This is a genomic window from Microbacterium aurantiacum (assembly GCF_002872075.1).
Classification (GTDB): Bacteria; Actinomycetota; Actinomycetes; order Actinomycetales; family Microbacteriaceae; genus Microbacterium; species Microbacterium aurantiacum_A.
The window spans coordinates 84296-107949 of record NZ_PGGU01000029.1; the positions used below are offsets into that span (position 1 = coordinate 84296).

The 23654-nt window shown below is 69.7% G+C and carries 23 protein-coding genes; 17 read left to right on the forward strand and 6 right to left on the reverse strand.

The window, feature by feature from the left end:
• Positions 1–7: 7 nt before the first annotated feature.
• Positions 8–997: a tRNA lysidine(34) synthetase TilS gene (tilS, locus tag CUR96_RS17450; protein WP_102194605.1), complete on the forward strand. Its 990-nt coding sequence runs from the start codon at positions 8–10 to the stop codon at positions 995–997.
• Positions 998–1011: 14 nt separating this feature from the next.
• On the opposite strand, the gene CUR96_RS17455 is transcribed toward tilS, so the two are convergent.
• Complete coding sequence (locus CUR96_RS17455) at positions 1012–1617, reverse strand: DUF937 domain-containing protein (protein WP_102194606.1); 606 nt, start codon at positions 1615–1617, stop codon at positions 1012–1014.
• Between the two features lie 140 nt (positions 1618–1757).
• Here CUR96_RS17455 and hpt point away from each other — a divergent pair, with 140 nt between their 5' ends.
• From hpt to CUR96_RS17505, 10 genes are all read left to right on the forward strand, one after another.
• Positions 1758–2309, forward strand: a complete 552-nt coding sequence (gene hpt / locus CUR96_RS17460; protein WP_102194607.1) for a hypoxanthine phosphoribosyltransferase — start codon at positions 1758–1760, stop codon at positions 2307–2309.
• Between the two features lie 95 nt (positions 2310–2404).
• Positions 2405–4414, forward strand: coding sequence for an ATP-dependent zinc metalloprotease FtsH (ftsH, locus tag CUR96_RS17465; RefSeq protein WP_102194608.1), 2010 nt, complete (start codon positions 2405–2407; stop codon positions 4412–4414).
• Between the two features lie 2 nt (positions 4415–4416).
• Positions 4417–5037, forward strand: a complete 621-nt coding sequence (gene folE / locus CUR96_RS17470) for a GTP cyclohydrolase I (RefSeq protein ID WP_102194609.1) — start codon at positions 4417–4419, stop codon at positions 5035–5037.
• Complete coding sequence (gene folP, locus CUR96_RS17475; RefSeq protein WP_102194610.1) at positions 5034–5837, forward strand: dihydropteroate synthase; 804 nt, start codon at positions 5034–5036, stop codon at positions 5835–5837. Before folE ends, folP begins: the two co-directional genes overlap by 4 nt.
• 5 nt (positions 5838–5842) lie before the next feature.
• Positions 5843–6244: a dihydroneopterin aldolase gene (gene folB, locus CUR96_RS17480; protein ID WP_102194611.1), complete on the forward strand. Its 402-nt coding sequence runs from the start codon at positions 5843–5845 to the stop codon at positions 6242–6244.
• Positions 6241–6780, forward strand: a complete 540-nt coding sequence (gene folK, locus CUR96_RS17485; protein WP_102194612.1) for a 2-amino-4-hydroxy-6-hydroxymethyldihydropteridine diphosphokinase — start codon at positions 6241–6243, stop codon at positions 6778–6780. Before folB ends, folK begins: the two co-directional genes overlap by 4 nt.
• Positions 6777–7259 (forward strand): DUF3180 domain-containing protein, encoded by a 483-nt coding sequence (locus CUR96_RS17490; protein ID WP_102194613.1) that lies wholly within the window; start codon positions 6777–6779, stop codon positions 7257–7259. Before folK ends, CUR96_RS17490 begins: the two co-directional genes overlap by 4 nt.
• Positions 7210–7791: a PH domain-containing protein gene (locus CUR96_RS17495; RefSeq protein WP_102194614.1), complete on the forward strand. Its 582-nt coding sequence runs from the start codon at positions 7210–7212 to the stop codon at positions 7789–7791. Before CUR96_RS17490 ends, CUR96_RS17495 begins: the two co-directional genes overlap by 50 nt.
• The gene (locus CUR96_RS17500) at positions 7788–9884 is read left to right on the forward strand and encodes a PH domain-containing protein (RefSeq protein WP_245861458.1); all 2097 of its coding nucleotides are present in this window, start codon (positions 7788–7790) and stop codon (positions 9882–9884) included. The genes CUR96_RS17495 and CUR96_RS17500 overlap by 4 nt, the downstream gene beginning before the upstream one ends.
• A gap of 2 nt (positions 9885–9886) precedes the next feature.
• Positions 9887–10588, forward strand: a complete 702-nt coding sequence (locus tag CUR96_RS17505; protein WP_102194615.1) for a DUF2520 domain-containing protein — start codon at positions 9887–9889, stop codon at positions 10586–10588.
• Positions 10589–10703: 115 nt separating this feature from the next.
• Here CUR96_RS17505 and CUR96_RS17510 read toward each other — a convergent pair whose 3' ends face one another.
• Entirely contained in the window at positions 10704–12548 is a 1845-nt protein-coding gene (locus CUR96_RS17510) for a DUF2207 family protein (protein ID WP_102194616.1), read from the reverse strand.
• A gap of 80 nt (positions 12549–12628) precedes the next feature.
• Here CUR96_RS17510 and lysS point away from each other — a divergent pair, with 80 nt between their 5' ends.
• Positions 12629–14158 (forward strand): lysine--tRNA ligase, encoded by a 1530-nt coding sequence (gene lysS / locus CUR96_RS17515; RefSeq protein WP_102194617.1) that lies wholly within the window; start codon positions 12629–12631, stop codon positions 14156–14158.
• 5 nt (positions 14159–14163) lie between these two features.
• Here lysS and CUR96_RS17520 read toward each other — a convergent pair whose 3' ends face one another.
• Entirely contained in the window at positions 14164–15273 is a 1110-nt protein-coding gene (locus CUR96_RS17520; protein ID WP_102194618.1) for a DUF4192 family protein, read from the reverse strand.
• A gap of 124 nt (positions 15274–15397) precedes the next feature.
• Between CUR96_RS17520 and CUR96_RS18660 the strand changes: the two genes are divergently transcribed.
• The 3 genes from CUR96_RS18660 to CUR96_RS17530 all read left to right on the forward strand — a co-directional run bounded on the left by CUR96_RS18660 (position 15398) and on the right by CUR96_RS17530 (position 17876).
• A complete protein-coding gene (locus tag CUR96_RS18660) occupies positions 15398–15571 on the forward strand; it encodes a hypothetical protein (RefSeq protein WP_180969094.1) in 174 nt (57 codons plus the stop codon).
• 93 nt (positions 15572–15664) lie between these two features.
• On the forward strand, positions 15665–17125 hold the full coding sequence (gene cls, locus CUR96_RS17525; RefSeq protein WP_102194619.1) for a cardiolipin synthase: 1461 nt from the start codon (positions 15665–15667) through the stop codon (positions 17123–17125).
• Between the two features lie 19 nt (positions 17126–17144).
• A complete protein-coding gene (locus tag CUR96_RS17530) occupies positions 17145–17876 on the forward strand; it encodes a hypothetical protein (protein WP_102194620.1) in 732 nt (243 codons plus the stop codon).
• A 10-nt stretch (positions 17877–17886) separates the two neighbouring features.
• On the opposite strand, the gene CUR96_RS17535 is transcribed toward CUR96_RS17530, so the two are convergent.
• A complete protein-coding gene (locus CUR96_RS17535) occupies positions 17887–18885 on the reverse strand; it encodes a diacylglycerol/lipid kinase family protein (protein ID WP_102194621.1) in 999 nt (332 codons plus the stop codon).
• A 57-nt stretch (positions 18886–18942) separates the two neighbouring features.
• On the opposite strand from CUR96_RS17535, the gene serS reads away from it, so the two are divergent.
• Together serS and CUR96_RS17545 are read left to right on the forward strand one after the other, a co-directional pair.
• Positions 18943–20232 (forward strand): serine--tRNA ligase, encoded by a 1290-nt coding sequence (gene serS, locus CUR96_RS17540; RefSeq protein WP_102194622.1) that lies wholly within the window; start codon positions 18943–18945, stop codon positions 20230–20232.
• Complete coding sequence (locus CUR96_RS17545; RefSeq protein WP_245861459.1) at positions 20229–21083, forward strand: HAD family hydrolase; 855 nt, start codon at positions 20229–20231, stop codon at positions 21081–21083. The genes serS and CUR96_RS17545 overlap by 4 nt, the downstream gene beginning before the upstream one ends.
• A gap of 39 nt (positions 21084–21122) precedes the next feature.
• Here the strand turns inward: CUR96_RS17545 and CUR96_RS17550 are convergent, their stop codons facing one another.
• Positions 21123–21878, reverse strand: coding sequence for an SDR family NAD(P)-dependent oxidoreductase (locus tag CUR96_RS17550; protein WP_102194623.1), 756 nt, complete (start codon positions 21876–21878; stop codon positions 21123–21125).
• Positions 21875–23644: a DUF5605 domain-containing protein gene (locus CUR96_RS17555; RefSeq protein ID WP_102194624.1), complete on the reverse strand. Its 1770-nt coding sequence runs from the start codon at positions 23642–23644 to the stop codon at positions 21875–21877. The genes CUR96_RS17550 and CUR96_RS17555 overlap by 4 nt, the downstream gene beginning before the upstream one ends.
• Positions 23645–23654 lie beyond the last annotated feature (10 nt).

The window sequence follows — 23654 nt, forward strand, 5'->3', positions numbered from 1 at the left end:
TTGTGCTGTGCCTTCCCTGTCGCCGGCCATCGCCGAGATCCGCCTCGCGGTGCGTACCGCGCTCGCCGCACTGCCCGACGGCGCGACGGTGATCGTCGCCCTCTCCGGGGGCGCCGATTCGCTCGCGCTCGCCGCGGCCGTCGGCTTCGAGGCGCCCAAGCGGGGTCTGCGTGCTGCATCGGTGACCGTCGATCACGGACTGCAGGAGGGGTCGGATGCGGTCGCGGCCCGTGCCGGTCGAGCCGCCGCCGGCCTCGGCGTCGACCCGCTGATCGTGAAGGTCAAGGTCGGTACCGAAGGCGGTCCCGAGAACGCGGCGCGTGAGGTGCGCTACGGCGTGCTTCGCGATGCGGCTCTCGACGTGCGCGCGTCCGCGGTACTGCTGGGGCACACCCTCGACGACCAGGCCGAGACGGTGCTGCTGGGCCTCGCCCGCGGCTCGGGCGCGGCCAGTCTGCAGGGCATGGCGCCGGTCCGCGAGGATGAGGACGGCATCCGCTGGCTGCGTCCGCTGCTCGGCGTGCGACGTGAGACGACCCGGGCCTTCTGCGCAGCATCCGGTCTCGAGGCGTGGGAAGACCCGCACAACCTTGAGGATCGTTTCGCCAGGGTGCGCGTGCGCGAGCGGGTGCTGCCGGTGCTCGAGGCCGAGCTCGGCCCGGGGATCGCCGAAGCTCTCGCACGCACGGCGGAACAACTGCGCGAAGACGCCGAAGCCTTCGACGAGATGATCCACGAGACCATCGAAGACATCGTCGAGCATGCCGAGGCGGGCATCTCCGTCAGCGCGGCGGCGCTCGCCGCGAACCCCGCCGCGTTGCGCAACCGCGTCATCCGCCTCATCGTCGACAGCGAGTTCGGAGTGAGCCTGACGCGCTCGCAGACGCTGGAGGTCGCGCGCCTCGCCACCGACTGGTCCGGTCAGGGGCCGATCGATCTGCCCGGTTGCTCAGCGCAGCGCCACGGCGGACGGATCACCTTCACGGCCCGCCGTTGACGCACGCCGTCTGACTACTTCTTGCCGCCGAGCAGGCCGCCCAGGAGGTCTCCGAGGCCGCCCCCGCCGGAGCCGGAGCCGCTGCCACCGCCCAGGATGCCTCCGAGCAGGTCGCCGATTCCGCCGCCGCTCTTCCCCGAGCCGGTGCTGTCGCCGCCGCCGAGCAGCCCGCCGATGAGGTCGCCGATTCCGCCGCCGGACTGCTCCGGTGCAGCCTCGGTCGTGCCTGACTTGCCCTTGGTCGCGTTGGCGATCAGGCCCATCACGATCGGGGCGAGGATCGGCAGGAGCTTGCCGAAGTCGATACCGGCGGTCTCCTTGGACTCGGTGAGCGTGGTGGTGACCTCCTTCTCCTTCCCGCCGAGGATGTGCGAGACGATCTTTCCGCCGTCGGCCTGATCGATGTCGTCGACCTTCGTCGCGCCCTTCGCGCCCTTGTGCTTCTTGAGGGCGTTCTCGATCGCGGTCGATCCTTCCGGGGTCTCGGCGTTCTTCGCGAGGCCGCCGAGCAGCACTGCTCCGCCCTGTTCCACCGCCTTCTTCGCGACGTCGGGCGAGACGCCCAGCTTCTTCGCGATGTCGTCGATCGGCACCTGGTTGAGGATGTCGTCAAGAGCCATGGGTGAGTCCTTCCGTCGGTGGGCGTCAGCGCCTCTCTCCCGATCACAGTAGTGCGGATGCCGGCCGCGGAGGAGGGTTCGCGGAATGCGTTCATCCGGGCTGTGACCGAGCATCCGGTCAGGTCACCTAAAATCGATCCATGCGCGCCGCGGAAATCCAGGATGACCTTGCCCAGATCCTCGTCACCGAGGAGGAGATCCGCGCGAAGCTCGACGAGCTCGCCGCCCGCGTCGCCGTCGACTACGAGGGCAAGGACCTGATCCTCATCGGGGTGCTCAAGGGCGCGATCATGGTGATGGCGGACTTCTCCCGCGCCCTCCCCTTCCACGCTCCGATGGACTGGATGGCCGTGTCCAGTTACGGCGCCAGCACGAGATCCAGCGGCGTGGTGCAGATCCGCAAGGACCTCGACGTCGACATCAACGGCAAGCACGTCCTGATCGTCGAGGACATCATCGACTCGGGCCTCACCCTCAGCTGGCTGCTGGAGAACTTCGAATCCCGCGGGGCGGAGTCGATCGAGGTGCTGGCGCTGCTGCGCAAGCCCGAGGCGGCGAAGGTCGAGATCGACTGCCGCTACGTCGGCTTCGACATCCCCACCGATTTCGTCGTCGGCTACGGGCTCGACTACAACGAGCGCTATCGCAACCTGCGCGACGTCGCGGTGCTCGCCCCGCACGTCTACAGCTGACGCCCCGACGAGCTCAGCGATCCGACTTTCGAAGGGTACGCCGTGGGTGAACGCACAGCGCCACCAAAGAAAGCCCGCGATACGCTGAACGGATCATGGATGTGAAGAAGATCACCCGGAATCCGCTGATCTACGTGGCGCTGATCGGAGTGCTCCTGTTCGGCGGCTTCCTGCTGATCTCGAACCTCGGTGCTCCCAAGCAGATCTCCACGCAGGAGGGCCTCAAGCTGCTCGCCGGCAGCTCGGTCACCGAGGTGGTGAACACCGACGGCGACCAGCGCGTCGACATGACGCTGTCGAAGCCGTTCAAGGGCGCCGAGAACGTGCAGTTCTACTACGTCACCGCACGTGCCGACGAAGTCGTCACGGCGATCAACGAGGCCGACCCGAAGGACGGCTTCAACGATGCCGTGCCGCGTGCGACCTGGTTCGACGGCTTCCTCTCGCTGCTGCTCCCGCTGGTGCTGCTCGGGCTCCTGTTCTGGTGGCTGCTGTCGTCGATGCAGGGCGGCGGCAGCAAGGTCATGCAGTTCGGCAAGTCCAAGGCGAAGCTGGTCAACAAGGAGACCCCGACGGTCACCTTCGCCGACGTCGCCGGCGCCGACGAGGCCATCGAGGAGCTCCACGAGATCAAGGAGTTCCTGCAGGATCCGGCGAAGTTCCAGGCCATCGGCGCCCGCATCCCGAAGGGCGTGCTGCTGTACGGCCCTCCCGGAACCGGTAAGACCCTCCTCGCCCGCGCCGTCGCCGGCGAGGCCGGAGCACCCTTCTACTCGATCTCGGGTTCGGACTTCGTCGAGATGTTCGTCGGCGTCGGAGCGTCCCGAGTCCGTGATCTGTTCAACCAGGCCAAGGAGAACTCCCCGGCGATCATCTTCATCGACGAGATCGACGCCGTCGGCCGTCACCGCGGCGCCGGCATGGGCGGTGGCAACGACGAGCGAGAGCAGACGCTGAACCAGATGCTCGTCGAGATGGACGGCTTCGACCCGAACGCCAACGTCATCGTGATCGCGGCGACGAACCGCCCCGACATCCTCGACCCCGCGCTCCTCCGCCCCGGCCGGTTCGACCGGCAGATCGGCGTGGACGCCCCCGACCTCAAGGGTCGCCAGAAGATCCTCGAGGTGCACGCGAAGGGCAAGCCCCTCGCGCAGAGCGTCGACCTCGAGATCGTCGCCCGCAAGACTCCTGGTTTCACCGGTGCGGATCTCGCCAACGTGCTCAACGAGGCCGCGCTGCTGACCGCGCGCTCCAACGCGCAGCTCGTCGACAACCGTGCGCTCGACGAGGCCATCGACCGCGTGATCGGCGGCCCGCAGCGCCGCACCCGCGTGATGAAGGACAAGGAGAAGCTCATCACGGCGTACCACGAGGGCGGACACGCGCTCGCGGCGGCGGCGATGAACTACACCGACCCGGTCACGAAGATCACGATCCTGCCCCGTGGCAAGGCCCTCGGCTACACGATGGTGCTGCCGCTGGATGACAAGTACTCGGTCACCCGCAACGAACTGCAGGACCAGCTCGCCTACGCCATGGGCGGCCGCGTCGCCGAGGAGATCGTCTTCCACGACCCGACCACCGGAGCGTCGAACGACATCGAGAAGGCGACGTCGATCGCACGAAAGATGGTCATCGAATACGGCATGACCACCGAGGTCGGTCCGGTCAAGCTCGGCCACGAAGGCGGCGACATGTTCGTCGCCCGCGACGTCGGCCGCGGCCGCGAGTACTCCGAGAGCGTCGCCGAGCGCGTCGACGCCGAGGTGCGCGCTCTCATCGAGCAGGCGCACAACGAGGCCTATCAGGTGATCAGCGAGAACCGCGACATCCTCGACCGGCTCGCGCTGGCGCTGCTCGAGCAGGAGACGCTGGACCACAACCAGATCGCCGAGATCTTCACCGAGGTGCGCAAGCTCCCGGAGCGTCCGCTGTGGTTGAGCAGCGAGGACCGTCCGGTGTCGAAGCTGCCTCCGATCGAGGTGCCCAAGCGCGATGTCACGCTCGCCGCCTCCGTCGAGGCGCCGGCGGATGCGGCGCCGTCGCGCACCCAGGCCGGAACAGCGAACGCGACGGGTCACAGCCGGCCAGCGACGGCGTGACTGTGACCGTCGACAGGGCGCGTGTCGAACGGCTCACCCGTGAGCTGCTCGAGGCGATCGGCGAGGACCCGGACCGCCCCGGCCTCAAGCAGACGCCTGCCCGGGTCGCCGAGCTGTATTCCGAGTACTTCGCCGGCGTCGGACAGGATGCCGCGGCACCTCTCGCACACACGATCAGCGTGACCCGCGGCCCCGCCCCGAGCACGCTTCCGTCGGGCGCCGTGCTGCTGCGCGACATCCGCTTCCGCTCCGTGTGCGAGCACCACCTGCTGCCCTTCGCCGGTCACGCGCACCTCGCCTACCTTCCCGGCGAGCAGGTCGTCGGCCTCGGCGCGCTGGTGCGCGTCGTGGAGACCCTCGCAGCCCGGCCGCAGGTGCAGGAGCGACTCGGCGAGCAGATCGCGGACACGATCGCGGAGCACCTCGACACCCGCGGCGTGCTCGTCGTCCTCGACGCCAGCCACGGATGCGTCACGATGCGCGGTGGCCGTCAGCCCGAGGCATCCACCCTGACCATCGCGGCCCGCGGCGAGTACACCGATCCGGTCGCCCGTGCGGAGCTGATCACGCTGATCGGCAGCCGATTCGGCGCACCGGCCGGATCGGGGGCCCAGATCCGATGACGGCGATCTGGGGCATCCTCAACGTCACGCCGGATTCGTTCAGCGACGGCGGGCGCTATCTCGACGTCGAGCAGGCCGTCGCCCACGGCCTGCTGCTGCGCGACCAGGGCGCGTCCATCCTCGACATCGGCGGCGAATCGACCCGCCCCGGAGCGGAGCGCATCGGCGCCGACGTCGAGCAGCAACGCGTCATCCCCGTCATCGAGCGGCTCGCCGAGGCCGGTGTGCCGATCAGCATCGACACGCTCAATGCCGCCACCGCGACCGCTGCGGTACGCGCCGGAGCGCGCATCGTCAATGACGTATCCGGCGGACTGGCCGACCCCGGGATGCTCGCGGCCGTCGCCGACTCCGGCGCCGACTTCGCGATCGGCCACTGGCGCGGCCCCTCCGCCGACATGTACGCGCGGGCCGCATACGTCCGCATCGCGCGCGAGGTCGCGGGGGAGCTGCAGGAGCGGATCGGCGACGCTGCGGCGGCCGGCATCGCGCCGTCCCGCCTCATCGTCGATCCGGGCATCGGGTTCTCCAAGGCCGGTGCGCAGAACTGGGACCTGCTGCGCGGCCTCGACGATATCGTCGCGCTGGGCCCGCGAGTGCTCATCGGCACATCACGCAAGCGCTTCCTCGCCGAGACCCTGCAGGCGGATGCCCACGACGACGTCTCGGAGGCGCGCCGCGATCTCGCCACCGCCGTGACCAGCGCGCTCGCCCTGCGGGCGGGAGTCTGGGGCGTGCGGGTGCACGATGTCGCCGGAACCCGCGATGCCCTCGCCATCGCTCACGCCTGGGAAGGATAGGACTCATGTTCGAGCTCGATCAGATCGTCCTCACGGGACTCACGGTGTTCGGACGCCATGGCGTCTACGCACACGAACGCGAGAACGGCCAGGAGTTCACCATCGACCTGCGCCTGACGGTCTCGCTGCAGCGGGCCGCGGAGTCCGACGACGTCACCGATACGGTGCACTACGGCGAGCTCGCGGAGAAGGTCGCGGCGGTGGTCGCGGGCGAACCGGTGAACCTCATCGAGACGCTCGCCGCGCGGATCGCCGACGTCGCCCTCGAAGACCCGCGCGTGCAGCACGCCGCGGTGACCGTGCACAAGCCGCACGCCCCGATCCCGCTCACGTTCGCCGACGTCGCGGTGACGCTGCACCGCGGCCGCACCTCCGACAGCGCATCGACGTCGGAGTGGCCCGCATGAGCCGCAACCTCACCATCCCGCCGCCGTCACCGGCCGTACGCCCTGGGCGACCGGATGCCGTCGCCGTCGTCGCGTTCGGGGCCAATCTCGGCGACCGGCAGACGACCATCCGGCGCGCCGCCGAGCGCATCGGGCGTCTGCCGCTGGTGAGCGATGTGCGCATGTCCTCGCTCTTCGAGACCGTCGCGGTGCGCCTCGACGGGCCGGATCCGGATGCTCCGGGCTACGTGAACGCGGTCGCTCTGGTGACCACGCGTCTCGCGCCGGAGATCCTGCTCGGCATGCTGCACGCGATCGAGGACGAGAACGGCAGGGAGCGTCATGAGCGCTGGGGCGACCGCACACTCGACCTCGACCTGATCGCCTACGGCGAGGTCGCCTCCGACGACGAACGCCTGCAGCTGCCGCATCCGCGCGCCGCTGAACGGCTGTTCGTGCTCGAGCCGTGGCTGAGCCTCGACCCGGACGCCGAGCTCGCCGGCCATGGCCGCGTGGCGGACCTGGCGATGCGACTGCGCGCAGAGGGCACGGAATGAGACGCACCTCGGCCGGTCTTCTGGCGGTGCTCGCACTCCTCGGAACCGGCGCCGGGTTCGTGCTCGACCAGGTCCTCACGGCGACGGGCCGCGTGACCTTCACCCCGTCGCTACTGCTGCCGGTGCTCCTTCTTCTCGTCGGCGCCGCATCGCTCGGGGTGGCCTGGCCGGTGCGGCGCAGTGTGCGCGGAGCCGGACGCATCGACCCCTTCCGCGCACTGCGGGCGGCGACTCTCGCCCGTGCGTCGAGTCTGCTCGGCGCGATCATGGCCGGGTTCGGCGCAGGACTGCTCGTGTTCCTGCTGACCCGTCCGATCGATCCCCCGGTAGGGTCGACAGTGGCGATGCTGGCGCTGATGGGGAGCGCGATCGTCCTCGTGATCGCCGGCCTCATCGCCGAACAGTTCTGCACCCTGCCGAAGGATCCTGATGACTCAGAACCCAGAGACCGCGCCCCTGAACCCTACGGAGGGCGCTGACCGCACGGCCCTGGACCAGGGCACGTACGAGCAGCTGCGCACGGTGCGCAGTGAGAACCGGCTCGAACTCGACGGCACCTGGCACCAGATCTCGCCGCGCTATGTCGTGTCGCAGGTCGTGCAGAACGTGATCTTCATCGTGGTCGTCGCGATCGCGGCATCCGTTCTGGCACTCGGATTCGAGCAGACGTGGGCATGGATCCCCGCCGGTGCGATCGTGCTGGTCACGCTGATCACTCTCATCATCCTGCCGCGTCAGGCGAAGGCGATCGGCTACATGCTCCGTGCCGACGACATCGTCTTCCGCAAGGGCATCCTCTGGCAGCGCATGATCGCCGTCCCCTACGGGCGGATGCAGCTGGTCGACATCACCCAGGGCCCGCTGGACCGCGCGTTCGGGGTCAGCCAGCTGAAGATGGTCACCGCCGCGGCGACGACAGGCGTGCAGATCCCCGGACTCACGCAGGCGGCCGCCGAGGCCCTCCGCGACACCCTCATCCAGGTCGCCGAGACCCGCCGGACCGGCCTGTGAGCGAGCCGCAGTTCCCGCAGCCTCCCGCCGTGGCGTCGGCGCCGCCTGCCATGGAATCGTCGTCGCTCGCCGACGGCGAGTGGCACCGGATGCATCCGCTCACCCCGCTGTTCAAGGGCGGCCTGGCGCTGCTCATCATCGCCGGCATCGTGATCACGAACATGCGCGACCGGGTCATCGCCTGGCTCGTCGGCCTGTTCACGCCCGAAGAGGCGCACTACGACTATAGCGGCGGCGACCCCGTCGACTGGGTGCTTGAGAACAACCTGATCCTGATCGTGCTGCTCAGCGTGCTGGGACTGGTCGTCGTGCTGGTCGCCGCATTCTGGCTCGTCTGGCGTTTCCAGGAATTCCGCATCACCGGCGAGCACGTCGAGGTGCGCAAGGGCATCATCTTCCGTTCTCATCGCCGCGCACCGCTCGACCGGGTGCAGGGCGTCAACCTGACCCGCCCCTTCCCGGCGCGCATCATCGGGCTCGCCAAGCTCGAGGTCGTGGGCGCCGGCACCGATGCGAACGTGCCGCTCGAGTACCTGGCGACCCCGCGGGCGGAGTCGGTTCGCGCCGACATCCTGCGTCTCGCCTCGGGGGCGCGTGCGGCTCGGCATGCGGCGGCGGATGCTGCGAGCGGTATCGCGGGTGCGCCCGTGGTTCCCGGTGCTCCCGCCGTCCCCGGCTCGGCGCGGGCGCAGCTCGTCGGATCGGTGAACGCCGGCGTGACCGGCCTCATCGAAGGCGTCGACCTCGCCGATGTGGCGCCGGAGAGCGTCGTCAAGATCCCCACCGGCCGGCTGGTCGGATCGCAGCTGATCGCCGGCGTGCTCTGGCTGCTGTTCTTTGGAGCCATCTTCGCGGTCGCCATGGGCAGCGCGGTCATCGGGAGCATCGCCGACGGCGATGGTGAGACGGGGGTCGTCGTCCTCGCCATCGGTCTGGGAATGGGAATCCCCCTGATCATCGCCGCCGTCGGTATCACCTGGGCGCAGATCTCCAAGTCGCTGCGGTACTCGATCGCCCCCACGCCCGACGGCGTGCGCATCACATACGGCCTGCTGACCACGGTGACCGAGACGCTGCCCCCCGGCCGCATCTTCGCCGTCGAGGTGTCGCAGTCGCTGCTGTGGCGTCCGTTCGGCTGGTGGACGATCAAGATCAACCGGATGAGCGGCAAGAGCGTCGCGCAGCAGTCGTCGGGGAGTGCTCAGCAGTTCAACATCGTGCTGCCGGTGGGCAAGCGCGCCGATGTCGAGCGCGTGCTCGCGCTGATCCTTCCGGATGCTCCGGTCGCCGACATCCCGCTGGTCTGGGAGCACGGCATCCTGGGGCCGGTCGAGGGCGACCCCTATCGCACGATGCCGGCCAGAGCCGGGTGGCGCCGTCCGCTGTCGTGGAAGCGTCACGGGTACGTGCTCACCGAGTTCGGGCTCGTGCTGCGCCGGGGATTGGTGTGGCGGAAGCTCGCCGTCTTCCCGCTCGCACGACTGCAGGGGGTTTCGCTCTCGCAGGGTCCGATCGACCGCGCGCAACGTGTGTCCGGCGCTCAGGTGCACACGGTCCCCGGCCCGATCCACGGGTACCTCTCCGGTCTGGAACGCGATGACGCCCTCGCCCTCATCAGCGCCGTCGGCCGCGCTGCGGCTGAGGCGGCGAACCGGGACCACACGCACCGCTGGGGCGAATACGCACCGCAGGTGCAGGCGCCGGCATTCGCTCCCGCCCCGCCGGCCTTCCTGCCCCCGCCTCCGGCGTTAGCTCAGCCGCCCCAGGCGTTCGCTCAGCCGCCGACGCCGGCCGGATACAGGCAGCCGCCGGTCGCGCAGCATCCGGTTCCGCCGGTGTACGCGCCCGCGCCGCCGGTGTACGCGCCTGCGCCTCCGGCGTACGCGCCCGCGCCTCCTGCACCGCCCGTGGTGGCGCAGCCTCCCGCTCCTCCCGCGTCCACGCAGGCACCTGCGGTGACGCCTCCCGCGTTCACGCCGCCAACCGCGCCGCCCGCCAGGGATCCGGATACCGCGGCTCGGCCGACGTCGGAGCCCGCGCCGCCGATCACGCGCCCGCCGGCTCCGCCTGTCGCCCCGCCTTCGGGGGAGTAGCCGTGCCGCGGGACGGACGCCTCGGCGTCGGCATCATCGGCGCGGGCCGGGTCGGACCGGTCATCGGCGCAGCCCTGGCGGGCGCCGGACATGCGATCACGGGAATCACCACCGGATCCGATGACGATCGCGCATCAGCCGTGCTTCCCGGCGTGCCCGTGCTGGACGTGCTGGAGGTCGTCAGACGCAGTGAGCTCGTCGTGATCGCCGTCCCGCATGACCAGCTTCCGTCGCTCGTCGCCGGCATCGCCGAGATCGGCGGCTGGCAGATCGGGCAGCTCGTGCTGCACACCGACCCTGCCTACGGCATCGAGGTGCTGCGTCCTGCGGCCGAGCGCGGCGCGATCCCGCTCGCGGTGCATCCGGCCATCACGTTCACCGGTACGTCGATCGATCTGCGTCAGCTGCAGGCGGGTTTCGCTGCGGTGACCGCCCCGGCTGCCGTCCTGCCGATCGGTCAGGCGCTCGCCGTCGAGATGGGCTGCGAGCCGGTGGTGATCGCGGAGGCTGATCGGGTGGCGTACGCCGACGCGATCCAGACCGCGACCGAGTTCTCCCGCTCGATCATCGGCCAGTCGACGAGCCGGCTGCGTGAGATCGGCGTGGAGAATCCCGGGAGCTATCTCTCGGCTCTCGTGCAGTCCACGGTCGAACGCGCGCTGCGCGAGGCATCCGGGCCCATCGATCCGCTCCTCGGCATCTGAGCGCGTCGCCGATCCGATGGAAGAAGGAACTCGTCGGTCATCGGACCGCATTCTCGACGTCTTCCTCCTTCCACGGGGCCGCCGTCGGCCGACGGCTCCATCCGGAGAGCTGCGCTCACCGCCCGCCTGAGAACCCGCCGCCTCCGCCGCCCCCGGAGAACCCGCCGCCGGACGATCCGCCGGAGCTCGAGGAACTGCTCGAATAGGTGGCGGCCGCGTGCGACGACACGGCGAACGCGGCGAGATGGGTGCGGAGGTACGGAGAAGAGGGATCCCCGATCCACCCCGGCCCACGTTGCTCCCGTACGTAGGCGGATTCGAGCACGCCGCCCCACTCGTCCTCCTGCCCGAACAGCATCGCGTAGGGGAGCAGGCGCTCATAGAGCAGGACGACGTTCACGCTGCCGTCCTGCCGCCGCTCGGCGCCGGTGTACGACTGCAGCATCTGCAGCCGGTCGGCTTCGGCGACGCGGATGAACTCGCGCACGCCGAGGAGGTACTCGTGTGCAACGGCTCCCTCTGGGGTGAGGACGGTGTGCTTCGAGAAGGTGTACAGGCTCGAAGCGAGCACGGCCAACGCGCCGAAGCAGACCGCGACGAGGGCTGGGATGGCCGTCACCCGACCGGATACCGCACCCCACAGGCTCAGACCGAGCCCGGCGGCGACGACGGCGATGGCGCACCACTGCAGGATCATCGCCCCGCGGCTGCGCGCCTTCGTGGTGAGGCCGCGCGACGTCGCCGCGCTCTTGCCGCTCTGGATGAGGGCGTTCATGCGCCCGGCGAACGCGTCGTCGGTCAGAGGGAGGCTCACCACGCCCGCGGCATCCGCCCCGAGGAACAGCGCATCGAGCGACTCCACGTCCAGCTGATCGGGAATCCGGCCTCCGGGTGTGCGCCGCAGTTGCGGCTGCCCGGCGGTGCCGGGCTCTTCGCCGCCTCCGGATTCCTCGATGCGCAGGGTGCCGCGCACCGCGAGGTGCACGATCTCGGCGGGGATCGGGTCCTTCGCATTCGGCGTGATCGCGGCCGCGAGCAGCGGCGGCATCCAGTCGGGGACGTCGTACTGTGCGATGACCAGGCCGGTGGCGGTGCGGCGACGGCGCTTCAGCAGGGTCACGGCCAGGCATCCGCCGGCCGACAGGCCGAACGCGCCGACCGCCGCGAGCGCCGGCACGGTGTCGGTCACGGTGTTCGGCTCGCGCGCGGAGGGCTGCGCGGCGGTGCCCGGCTCGAAACCGATCGCGACGGTCACGCCGTCCCCGGCGGCCCGTTCGCCGGACTCGACACGGAATACGGCCGCATCGCCCTCCGCGTCGGGCCCCTGCAGCGCGCACTCCTCGGTGGAGCCCGAGAAACCGGTGTAGCACCGTGCGGAGCCCGTGAGCCGCGCGGCCATCGCCGCGTCGAACGTGATCTCGGCCTGGAACGACTCGATCGCCTGGGAGCTGTCCAGCGGCAGCAGATCCCAGTAGAACTCGTCGGCGCGGCCGTCGTCGCGGTGCAGGATCACATCCGACATCTCGTACTCGATGACGTAGGTCGTGAGCCCGCGCACATAGTCGTCGTCTCCGGTGAGGACGAGGAGGAAGCCGTCTTCCTGCTCGGTCTCGAACGGGACGGCCGCGCCGGTCTCGTCGGTCACGGAGAGCACACTCGTCTCCAGGTGCGCGTTCTCATAGGTGAGGGGGAGGCCGCGGACGATGCCCCGGTTCTGGTCGAAGTCCGGGAAACGGGCGACGAGGGTCTCGGTGACGCGCAGCTGCGACCGGCCGTCCTCGTCGAGCCCGACGTCGTAGTGCGCATCCCACGACGCGTAGGAGAAGTCGTCCACATCGGCGGTGGAGGCCACGGGCGCCGTGTGATGCGTATCGGCGGCGGATGCAGCGGCGGGAACGAGCAGAACCGTGCCGGCGACGGCGACCGCGGCGAGGGCGTGGAGCATCCGTGTGGCGAGCATTCTCCGAGGCTACCCAGCGGCCGCCATCGTCGGCGGAAATCGCCCCGGTAAACTGGGACCGACTTTCCAAGGAGCCCCGAATGACTGACGCGTCTGCCGCGCCCGCTGAGAACCCCGCCGAGACCCTCGAGGACGACGTCTTCGAGCAGAAGGCGGTGCGCCTGGCGAAGCGCGAGCGCCTGATCGCGCAGCGGACGGATGCCGGCGGCGGGGCGTTTCCCGTGGCTGTTCCGGTGACGCACACCATCCCTGCCCTGCGCGCCGAGTACGGCGAGCTCGAGCCCGACACGGCGACGGGCCTCATCGTCGGCGTCGCCGGCCGCATCGTGTTCAGCCGCAACACGGGCAAGCTCTGCTTCGCGACACTGCAGGCCGGCGACGGCTCGCGCATCCAGGCGATGATCTCGCTCGCGAACGTCGGCGAGGAGTCGCTCGCGGACTGGAAGGCGCTCGTCGACCTCGGCGACCATGTGTTCGTGCACGGCGAGGTCATCTCCAGCCGCCGCGGTGAGCTGTCGATCATGGCCGACACCTGGACGATCGCATCGAAGGCGATCCTCCCCCTGCCGAATGCCTACTCCGAGCTCAGCGACGAGGGGCGCGTGCGCAGCCGCTATCTCGACCTCATCGTCCGCGAGCAGGCCAGGACCACCGTTCGCGCTCGGGCCGCGGTCAACGCCAGCCTGCGTGCGACGTTCACCGGCCACGACTACCTCGAGGTGGAGACGCCGATGCTGCAGGTGCAGCACGGCGGAGCATCCGCCCGGCCGTTCATCACCCACTCGAACGCCTTCGACACCGAGCTGTACCTGCGCATCGCGCCGGAGCTGTACCTCAAGCGCGCCGTCGTCGGCGGCATCGAGCGGGTGTACGAGATCAACCGCAACTTCCGCAACGAGGGCGCCGACTCCACCCACAGCCCCGAGTTCGCGATGCTCGAGGCCTACCAGGCGTATGGCGACTACAACCAGATGGCAGAGCTCACGCAGGAGCTCGTGCAGCAGGCGGCCATCGCGGTGACCGGTTCGACGACCGTGACCTGGGCCGACGGCACCGAGTACGACCTGGGCGGCGAGTGGGACCGCGTCTCGATGTACGAGTCGCTGTCCGCCGCATCCGGCCGCACCGTCACCCCGCAGGACGACGTCGCCGATCTCATCGCGTTCGCCGAGGCATCAGGTGTCGACCTGCCGCCGCACCCCACCCACGGCAAGCTCGTCGAAGAGCTCTGGGAGCACTTCGTGAAGGGCGATCTCGTGCGCCCGACGTTCGTGATGGACTTCCCCGTCGACACCTCTCCTCTCGTACGCGAGCACCGCTCGATCGCCGGCGTCGTGGAGAAGTGGGACCTGTACATCCGCGGCTTCGAACTCGCCACCGGATACTCCGAGCTCGTCGACCCCGTCATCCAGCGTGAACGCTTCGTCGAGCAGTCGAAGCTCGCTGCGCGTGGCGACGTCGAGGCGATGCCCGTCGACGACGAGTTCCTGCGGGCGCTCGAGCACGGGATGCCGCCGTCCGGTGGCATGGGCATGGGCATCGACCGGCTGCTGATGGCGATCACCGGCCTCGGCATCCGCGAGACCATCCTCTTCCCGCTCGTCAAGTAACAGCCTCACCCTCGCTGGAACGCCCATTCCGGCAGCATGGCGGCGCTGATCATCGAGCCCAGAAGTGCGGCCAGCCCGTATTCGGGATCGATCTCGCGCACGAGGTCGAGGTAGTGCGCGGCGTGGCTGGAGCGTCCGAGCGCCCAGGACAGCCAGGCTGCAGCGGTGAGCGGGCCCGGTCGTGAGTCCCGTGGTGCCCGGGCGGCTGCATGGCGGGCGATGGTGAGCGCGCGCTGCAGGCGGGAGGGGTCGGGCTTCGGCCCCTGCCCGAGGAACACGGCGCCGAGGTCGTCCGGGATCGCCGTGCCGCTGTGCGAGTACGCGAGCTGCGCCTCGAGGGTGCCGATGCCGTGACCCACGTCGGTCGCCCACTGGGTGAGCGCCACGTCGCGGAAGATCGGTCGATCCAGGCACCACAGCAGCGCCGCGGTCGCGAACGGAGGGAGATTCTCCGGCTCAGCCAGGAGCATCTCGAAGAAGGCCGGGATGTCGTCGAGGAGTACGGCGGCGGCGAGCGCCTGCGGATGCTCGCCACCGGTCAGCCGGCCGGCGGCATCGTGGGCGAGAACCTCGTCGAGACCGCGGAGGGCGGTGCCGACACGTTCCTTCTCGGCCAGGTCGACGTGCGGAAGCTCTGCGCCGGCGAGCTGGTCGACGGCGACGTCGCCCGCGCGCGCGGCAGCCGGTGGCGCAGGGATGTCTCCGAGCGGGGCGAGCGCCGGCTCCGCATCCAGATAGCTCGCCCACCCCTCCGGCGTCACGCAGAGCGCGTCGACGATGCGCAGCCCGACGTCTTCCGCGCAGTCGAGGAGATCGTCGACGGCTACAGCCACCGGGAGCACGAGCCCGTCACGCGTCGCCAGGGCGCGCTCGTCGGTGTAGACGACGACGGCGACCGCATCCATCGCCGTCACGCGGGAGACGAGGGCGATGGCCGTCTCGACGTACCGGTCGAGGTCGACCTCATCGGAGGGAAGGTCGAGGCGCATCGCGCCATGGGCGCGTTTGCCCCGGAACGGAAGCAGGACGATGCTCTCGTGCGGGGTGAAACCGGCGAGGGCGGGGACGAGGCCGAGGAACTCGGCGGAGCCTGAGGCGGTGAGAACTGTGGTCATCACGTGAGTGTGCTCGACCGCTTCACCGCGCGGGGGCCGAAAGGCTCGATGTGGATGGATTCTCGAGGAAGCCCCGATTGTGCAGGAGGAGTCGAGGCCGCGCGCGGCCGCGTACCATGGAGGCATGGAGAACTTCTGGCTCGCCGCGGCATGGTCGATCCTGCCGACCATCGGTGTCAGCGCCGTCTTCTTCATGGTGATCCGCGGCATCCTGCGCTTCGACCGCACCGAGCGCAAGGTGCACGCGCAGATCGAGGCCGAGGAGCGCGCTGCGCGCGGCCTCCCGCCCCGTCTCTGACGCACCGGCATCCGCTACTGTGAAGCGAAGCGCCGCGTATGGCGCGACACCGTGGCGACCGCCGTCGTGGCGAGGAGAGGTCGAGGGGACGCGATGATTCCGGAGGCCTGGCCGTGGTGGGTCATCGCCTTCCTGCTGATCCTCGACATCGCAATCCGTGTCACGGCGATCATCGTCATCCCGCGCAATCGCCGGCCCACATCTGCGATGGCCTGGCTGCTCGCGATCTTCTTCATCCCGTATGTCGGAGTGTTCCTCTTCCTGCTGATCGGAAACCCGCGACTGCCGCGCGCCCGTCGTCGCAAGCAGGACCAGATCAACGAGTACATCAAGGAGACGAGCGAGAATCTGCACTTCGGCACCCTGCGGCCGAATGCTCCGGAGTGGTTCCAGGCTCTCGTGCAGATGAATCAGAACATGGGCGCGCTGCCGTTGTCGGGCGACAACGGCGCCCGGCTGATCTCCGACTACCAGGAGTCGCTGGATGCGATGGCCGACGCCATCCGCAGGGCCGAGACCTATGTGCACGTGGAGTTCTACATCCTTCAGACGGATGCCGCCACCGACAACTTCTTCCGTGCACTGGAAGAGGTCGCGGCGAGAGGCATCCCGGTGCGCGTACTGCTGGATCACTGGGCGAACCGGTGGAAGCCCCGCTACCGGAAGACCATCGCACGGCTCGACGCGATGGGCGCACGCTGGCACCTGATGCTGCCGGTGCAGCCGCTCAAGGGCCGGATGCAGCGGCCCGATCTGCGCAACCACCGCAAACTCCTCGTCGTCGACGGACGCGTCGGGTTCCTCGGTTCGCAGAACGTCACCGACTCGACCTACAACCTGCCCAAGAACATCAAGCGCGGCCTGCACTGGGTCGACCTGATGGTGCGCGTCGACGGTCCGGTCGTCGCGAGCGTGAACGCGGTCTTCCTCGCCGACTGGTACAGCGAGACCGGCGAGGTCCTGACCGACCTCGACATCACCAAGGTCGAGACCGGTACCGGCGATCTGGACTGCCAGGTCGTGCCGTCGGGGCCGGGGTTCGAGACCGAGAACAATCTGCGCCTCTTCCTCGGCCTGCTCTATGCCGCCAAGCAGCGGATCATGATCGTGAGCCCGTACTTCGTGCCGGACGAGGCGTTGCTGATCGCGGTCTCCGCGGCGTGCGATCGCGGCGTCGCCGTCGAGCTCTTCGTCTCGGAGGAGGGCGATCAGGCGGTCGTCTACCACGCGCAGCGCAGCTACTACGAGGCGCTGCTGAGGGCCGGCGTGCGCATCTGGATGTACCGCCAGCCGTACATCCTGCACACCAAGAGCCTCACCATCGACGACGAGACGGCGGTCATCGGCTCCAGCAACATGGACATGCGCTCGTTCGGCCTGAACCTCGAGGTCTCCATGCTGGTGCGCGGCGCGGAGTTCGTCACCGGGATGCGGAAGGTCGAGGATCGCTACCGCGCGCTGAGCCGCGAGCTGACGCTGGAGGAGTGGATGCAGCAGCCGCTGCGCTCCACCGTGCTCGACAACCTGGCCCGGCTCACCTCGGCATTGCAGTGAGCGAGGGTACCCTGGGGGCATGACCTCCCCCCAGCGTCTCGCCACCGCACTCTCCGCGCTCGCCGCCACGGCGCTGCTCATCGCCGGCTGCACGGCGACACCCGGTTCGGCAACGCCGACCAGCACCGCCACGACGCAGCCGTCGAGCTCGCCGGATGACGACTTCGGCGACATCGAGGGCACGCTCCTGGACGGCGGGCGCATGTTCGCCGTCGTCACCTGGGGATCGTCCACCTGCGTGCCGGCCGTCGACACCGTCACGGCCGAGGGGCAGACCGTCACGGTCACGCTCGTGGACACGGACGCCGATGCGGTCTGCACGAAGGACATGGCGCCGCGAGCGAGCGCCGGAATGCTGCCGGAGGGCGTCGATCCGACGCAGGACATCACGCTGAACGTCACCTACGGCGACGTCGTCGACGACGTGGATCTCGACGGCGACCCCGCGCTGGCGGGCGCGGCCGGAACGCCGACGGACTACCAGCCCTCCGCCGGCTGGGTCGGCGACGGCGGACTCGTGCTGCTCACCTGGGGCTCGTCCGGCTGCCCGCCGGTCATCGAGTCGGTGCAGGGTGCGGGCAACGCCGGCACTGTGACGTTCTCGACCGATCCGGACCAGATCTGCACGATGGACATGGCGCCGCGCGCGACGCTGATCAGCTTCGGCGATGACGCCGTCGAGGAGGACGGTTTCACCCTCACGCTCGTCGGAGACAACCTCGACGGCACCGTGGCCGTCATGGGCGACTGACGCCCGAGCCTCAGAGCGCGTCGACCGGGTGCCCGGCGGGCAGCGCCAGCAGGAGCGCCTTCGGCTCGACACGGCAGCGGATGCGGATCGCCAGCCCGAACTCGTCGCCGTCGAGCTCGATGGGGGTTGGCCCGTTCCCGGCCACCTCGGCGCTCAGCCCGCGCAGGTAGTGAACGGATGCGTCCTTGCCGCGCCGCTGCAGCACGAGCCGGCCGGCACGGAATCGCCGGAGCACGGAATTGTCCCACCAGATCTTTCGCCACACGCCCAGCCAGCCGAGCACTCCGGTGGGCTGGATCACGGCGATGTCCATGATGCCGTCGGCGATCGAGGCATCCGGGATGAGCGCGATCCCGGCAGGGAGGGTGCCGCAGTTGGCGAACAGGATGCTGTGCACCTTGGTCGTGTGCAGGCGGCCGTCGTCGATCTGATACATCGCTCGGAACGGCTTCGCCCCGGCGAGGGAGCGCGCAGCGCCGTCGACGTAGGCGATCCAGCCGACGGACTTCTTCAGGTCGGAACGGGTGTTCGCGATCATGTCGGCATCCAGCCCGATGCCGGCCAATACGACGAAGGCGTGCTCCGAGGTCTCGCCGCCGGTGCGGGTGAGCGCCGCCCAGCAGACGTCGATCGGGTGCGTGAAGTCGCCGAGTGCCGCCCTGATCATCTCGGCGGGGTCGCCGAGGGGCAGGCCGAGGTTGCGGGCGAGGAGGTTGCCGGTGCCGCTGGGCAGGATCGCCAGTGGCACGCCGGTGCCGCTGATCGCCTCGGCCACGGCCCGGACCGTCCCGTCGCCACCGGCGACGAGCACCACGTCGACGTTGCGGGCGAGCGCCTGTGCGGTCGCCCCCTGGCCGGCGTCCTCGATCGTCGTCGGATAGAAGGCGGGGTGGGCCCACCCGGCCTTCTTCGACTGGTCGCGGAGCAGGGCGCGCAATCGCTTCTCGTCGACCTTGACCGGGTTGTAGACGAGGGCCGCCTGGCGCTGTGCTGCGGCAGGCTTGGTCATGGCGCTACTCTAATCCCGGCATCCGGTCCGTACTCGCGCGCGCCCTAGACTTGACGGATGATCGACCTCGCACTCCTCCGCGACCAGCCCGAGATCGTCCGCCGTTCGCAGGCCGCGCGCGGCAACGACCAGGGATCCGTCGACGCAGCGCTCGAGGCCGATCGATCGCGCCGCGCGGCGCTGGCCGCATTCGAAGAGCTGCGGGCCGAGCAGAACGCTTTCGGCAAGCAGGTCGCGAAGGCGCCGAAGGATGAGAAGGCCGCGCTCGTCGCGCAGGCGAAGGGACTCGCCGATCGCGTCAAGCAGGCCCAGATCGCCGCGAACGAGGCGGCGGATGCCGCATCCGCCGCTCTCGGCCGCATCGAGAACGTCGTCATCGACGGCGTGCCCGCAGGCGGCGAGGCGGACTTCGTCGAGCTGCGCCGGGTCGGCGACGTGCCCGCGTTCGACTTCGAGCCGCGCGATCACCTGGAACTCGGCGAGATCCTCGGCGCGATCGACATGGAGCGCGGCGCGAAGGTCTCCGGCGCGCGCTTCTACTTCCTCCGCGGCATCGGCGCCCGCCTCGAGATCGCACTGATGAACCTCGCACTCGACAAGGCGCTGCAGAACGGCTTCGTGCCGCTGATCACGCCGACGCTCGTGCGCCCGGAGATCATGCAGGGCACCGGCTTCCTCGGCGAGCACGCCGATGAGGTCTACCACCTCGACAAGGACGACGACCTCTACCTCGTCGGCACCAGCGAGGTCGCGCTCGCCGGATACCACAAGGACGAGATCGTCGACCTGTCCAAGGGCCCGCTGCGCTACGCCGGGTGGTCGACCTGCTACCGCCGCGAGGCCGGATCGCACGGCAAGGACACCCGCGGCATCATCCGCGTGCACCAGTTCAACAAGCTGGAGATGTTCGTCTACACGACGGCCGAGGAGGCCGAGGCAGAACACCTTCGCCTGGTCGCGCTGCAGGAGGAGATGCTCACCTCGCTCGGGCTCGCGTACCGGGTGATCGACGTCGCCGCCGGCGACCTCGGCTCGAGCGCCGCCCGGAAGTACGACATCGAGGCGTGGGTGCCGACGCAGGGCGCGTTCCGTGAACTCACGTCGACCTCGAACTGCACGACCTTCCAGGCCCGCCGCCTCGACATCCGGCACCGGCCGGAGTCCGACGCGTCCACGGCCTCGGGCGCGAAGACGCAGCACGTCGCGACGCTGAACGGCACGCTTGCCACCACCAGGTGGATCGTCGCGCTGCTGGAGACCCACCAGCGCGCCGACGGCTCGGTGCGCGTGCCGGAGGTGCTGCAGCCGTATCTCGGCGGCCTCGCCGTGCTGGAGCCGGAGGCGTGACCGCCGCTCCGGTCGGCACCGGAACCGCGTGGCTCGTCGGGCTCGACGTCGACGGCACCATCCTGCTGCAGGACGAGACGATGAGCCCCGGCGTGCCCGAGGCGGTCGCGCGGCTCCGAGACGGCGGCCACGAGGTCACCATCGCGACGGGACGCAGCTGGATGGGTACGCAGCGCTACGTCGAGGAGCTCGGGCTCACCGCGGAGTACGTGGTGTGCTCGAACGGCGCGGTGACCATGCGACGCGCAGGTGACGGGTGGGAGCGGTGGCACGTGGAGACGTTCGATCCGTCGACGGTGCTGTCGCTGCTGCGCGAGCGCCTGCCGGATGCGCGCTACATGGTCGAGCTCGGCTCCGGGCAGCGGCTGTACACCGCCCAGCTCGACGACTGGACGCTCGACGGCGGGCGTCAGGTGCTCTTCGAGGAACTCGCCGCGGCGCCCGTCTCGCGCATCGTCGTGGTCTCGCCCGGGCACGATGAGGAGGACTTCCACCGTCTCGTCGCGGATGCCGGACTCAACGAGGTCTCGTATGCCATCGGCTGGACGGCCTGGCTCGACATCGCCCCGCAGGGCGTCGACAAGGGCACGGCGATGGAACGGGTGCGGGCGCGGCTCGGCATCGACGGCCGGCAGGTGCTCGTCGCCGGCGACGGCCGCAACGACATCGGCATGTTCGGCTGGGCGCTCGGCGTCGGCGGCCGCGCGGTGGCGATGGGCCAGGCGCCCGATGTGGTGAAGGATGCCGCGGGTGAGACCACCGGCGACGTGGTCGACGGTGGGCTCGCGACGGCGCTGGACACCGTTCCCGCGCCGATCGACGTCGGCGCCGGCGAGGTGGCGTCCGCCTAGATCGATCCGCGCAGGACGCCCGTCCACGAGCTCGGCGGGCTAGATCGTCGTCATCCCTCCGTCGACGGCGAACAGCGCACCGGTCGCGAACTCGGCGTCGTCCGACGCGAGGAACACCATGATGCCCTCGACGTCCTCCGGTCGCCCCGCGCGGCCCAGAGGAATGCGGCCGATGATCGCCGCCCGGGTCTCCGGGTCCTCAGAGATCGTGCTCACGAGCGCGGTCTCGGTGTACGCGGGCACCACGGTGTTCACGCGGATGCCGTCGCCGGCGTATGCCGCGGCGACGGTGCGGGCGAGTCCGTGGATTCCGGCCTTCGAGGCCGAGTACGCCGTGAAGTCCCGGCCCTCGCCGTTCACGCCGGTGGGACTGCCGGTGAGGATGATCGACCCGCTGCCGGTGGCCAGCATCGCCCGCACCGCATGTTTGACGGTGAGGAACGTGCCCGTGAGGTTCACGTCGATCGTGCGGCGCCACACCTCCAGATCGAGATCGGCGGCCCTGGCATCCCGACCGAACAACTGCACGCCGGCGTTCGCCACGACGACGTCGGGGCTCCATCCTGCCGCGACCACCTCGGCGAAGCCTGCTTCCACGGATGCCTCATCCGAGATGTCGACGATGACGGCGCGCCCGGCGTCTCCGATCGCCGACGCGACCGCGGAAGCGGCATCCGCATCTCGATCGGCGATGATGACGCGGGCGCCCTCACGAGCGAAGCGCTCAGCCACGGACCGGCCGATTCCCGCGCCCGCGCCGGTCACCAGGGCGGTCTTCCCGCGCAACCGCGTCATCTCGATGCTCCATCGACGCGCGTGGCCCGCACCGCCATGAACTGCCTGCCCGGCAGCTCGACGCGCAGCGATCCTTCGGAGTGCGTTCCGGGCACCGGCTCTACGCTCATGTTCCAGGTGTCGATCACGTCGATCGCCCACTCGCCCTCGCCGAGCAGGATGTTGCGGAAGCGCGGTCGGTTGAAGCCGAAATAGCCCACGCGCACGCGCCCCTCGACGCCGCCCCAGGGGACGTCCCAGTCGCTCGGCAACGGATCCCACACCCCGTCCGGAGCCTCGGCGAGGAGCTGGTCGAGGAAGCGGATGCGGTGAGGGGAGGTGCCGTGCAGTTCGCCGCCCTTGGACCACCACAGGATCTCGTCATCCCTCCCCGCTGCCTCCGGGTAGTAGGTCTCGCCGTGACCGACGTACCCGCCGCGGACGGCGCCCTCCCAGAAGCGGCGGATCATCTCCTCCCCGGTGATGTTTCCCCAGCCCTGGTCGATGTCGCCCTCGTACGCGCATTCGTCGATGACCACCGGCTTGCCCCAGCGCTCACGCCAGTCGTCGGTGTTCTCGGCCGTGCGATAGACGTCGACGCGCTGGATGCTCACGTGGGTGATCCAGGGTGCCGAATAGTCGTAGAAGGGACGGCAGTTGTGGATCGAGTTGAGATGGCCGACCGCGTCCTCCTCGCCGACGATCGCGGCGAGACGCTCCCAGTCGGCCACGTCCTTGGCCCAGAGCAGGTCGTACTCGTTCGCCATCGACCACCACACGTTCGCGAACGCCGAGAGGCGCCGCACCACGTAGCGCAGGTAGCGCTCGTCGACGGCGGGCCCCAGGTCGGCGAATCCCCACCGGTCGTAGGCATGGAACAGGATCAGGTCCGCTTCGATGCCGAGCTCGGCGAGCTGAAGGATCCGCCGTTCGAGCCTGCGGAAATGCTCCGGGTCGAACCGTTCGAGATCGAATCCATCGGCGAGCGATCCGGGGAAGGGGAAGTCGGCCGGCTCGTTGGCGTTGTACAGGTACGACTTCGGGAACACGCACATGCGCATCTTCGTGAAAGGAGCCGCCGCGAGAGTGGCGAGGGTCTGCTCCTGCAGGCCCTCGGGCTGATGCGTCCATGCGTACGCCGTCGTTCCGAGCGGGCGGTGCCGGGTGCCGTCGGCGTGCCGGAAGTGGAAGCCGTCCACCCGTACCGGACCGTGCGTTCCTTCCAGGGGAGCCCCCACGGTGACCGTGCCGGAGAGACCGTCGAGCGAGCGTGCCGTCGAGCGGGTCTCGAAGGTCCAGTCGCCCTCGACGTCGGCGAGAGCGCGGATGAGGTACACGCCGTCGCCGTCGTAGAACCCGCCGACGCGCAGCTGCTCCCCGGCGCGGGTGAACACGGCATCCAGCTCGACGTCGACGAAGGGGTTGCCGTGCGACGGGCCGGCGATGCGCACCTCCAGCACACCCCATCTCGGGGTCGACTCCGGCAGGATGACCGTCGCGGACGCGCGCGCGACCGTGACATCCTCGTAGGCGGCGTCCGGCTCGATCGCCGGAGCATAGGGTGGGCGCTGCACGTCGGATTCGACGGCGGCGAGCTCCTCCCACAGCGCCTGCCGTGCCGTCTCATCCTCCAGCGCAGGCACCAGCGCGACGAGCGAGCCGAGGTGCCCGTCCCGGAACTGAGCCGCCATGGGCGACGCGGCGATGCCGGGCATCAGCCGCTCGAGGACGGCGCGCGCCCCGGCGTGATCCAGGGCTTCGCCGAAGGTGGAGCGTCGATCGAACATGAGGGTCTCC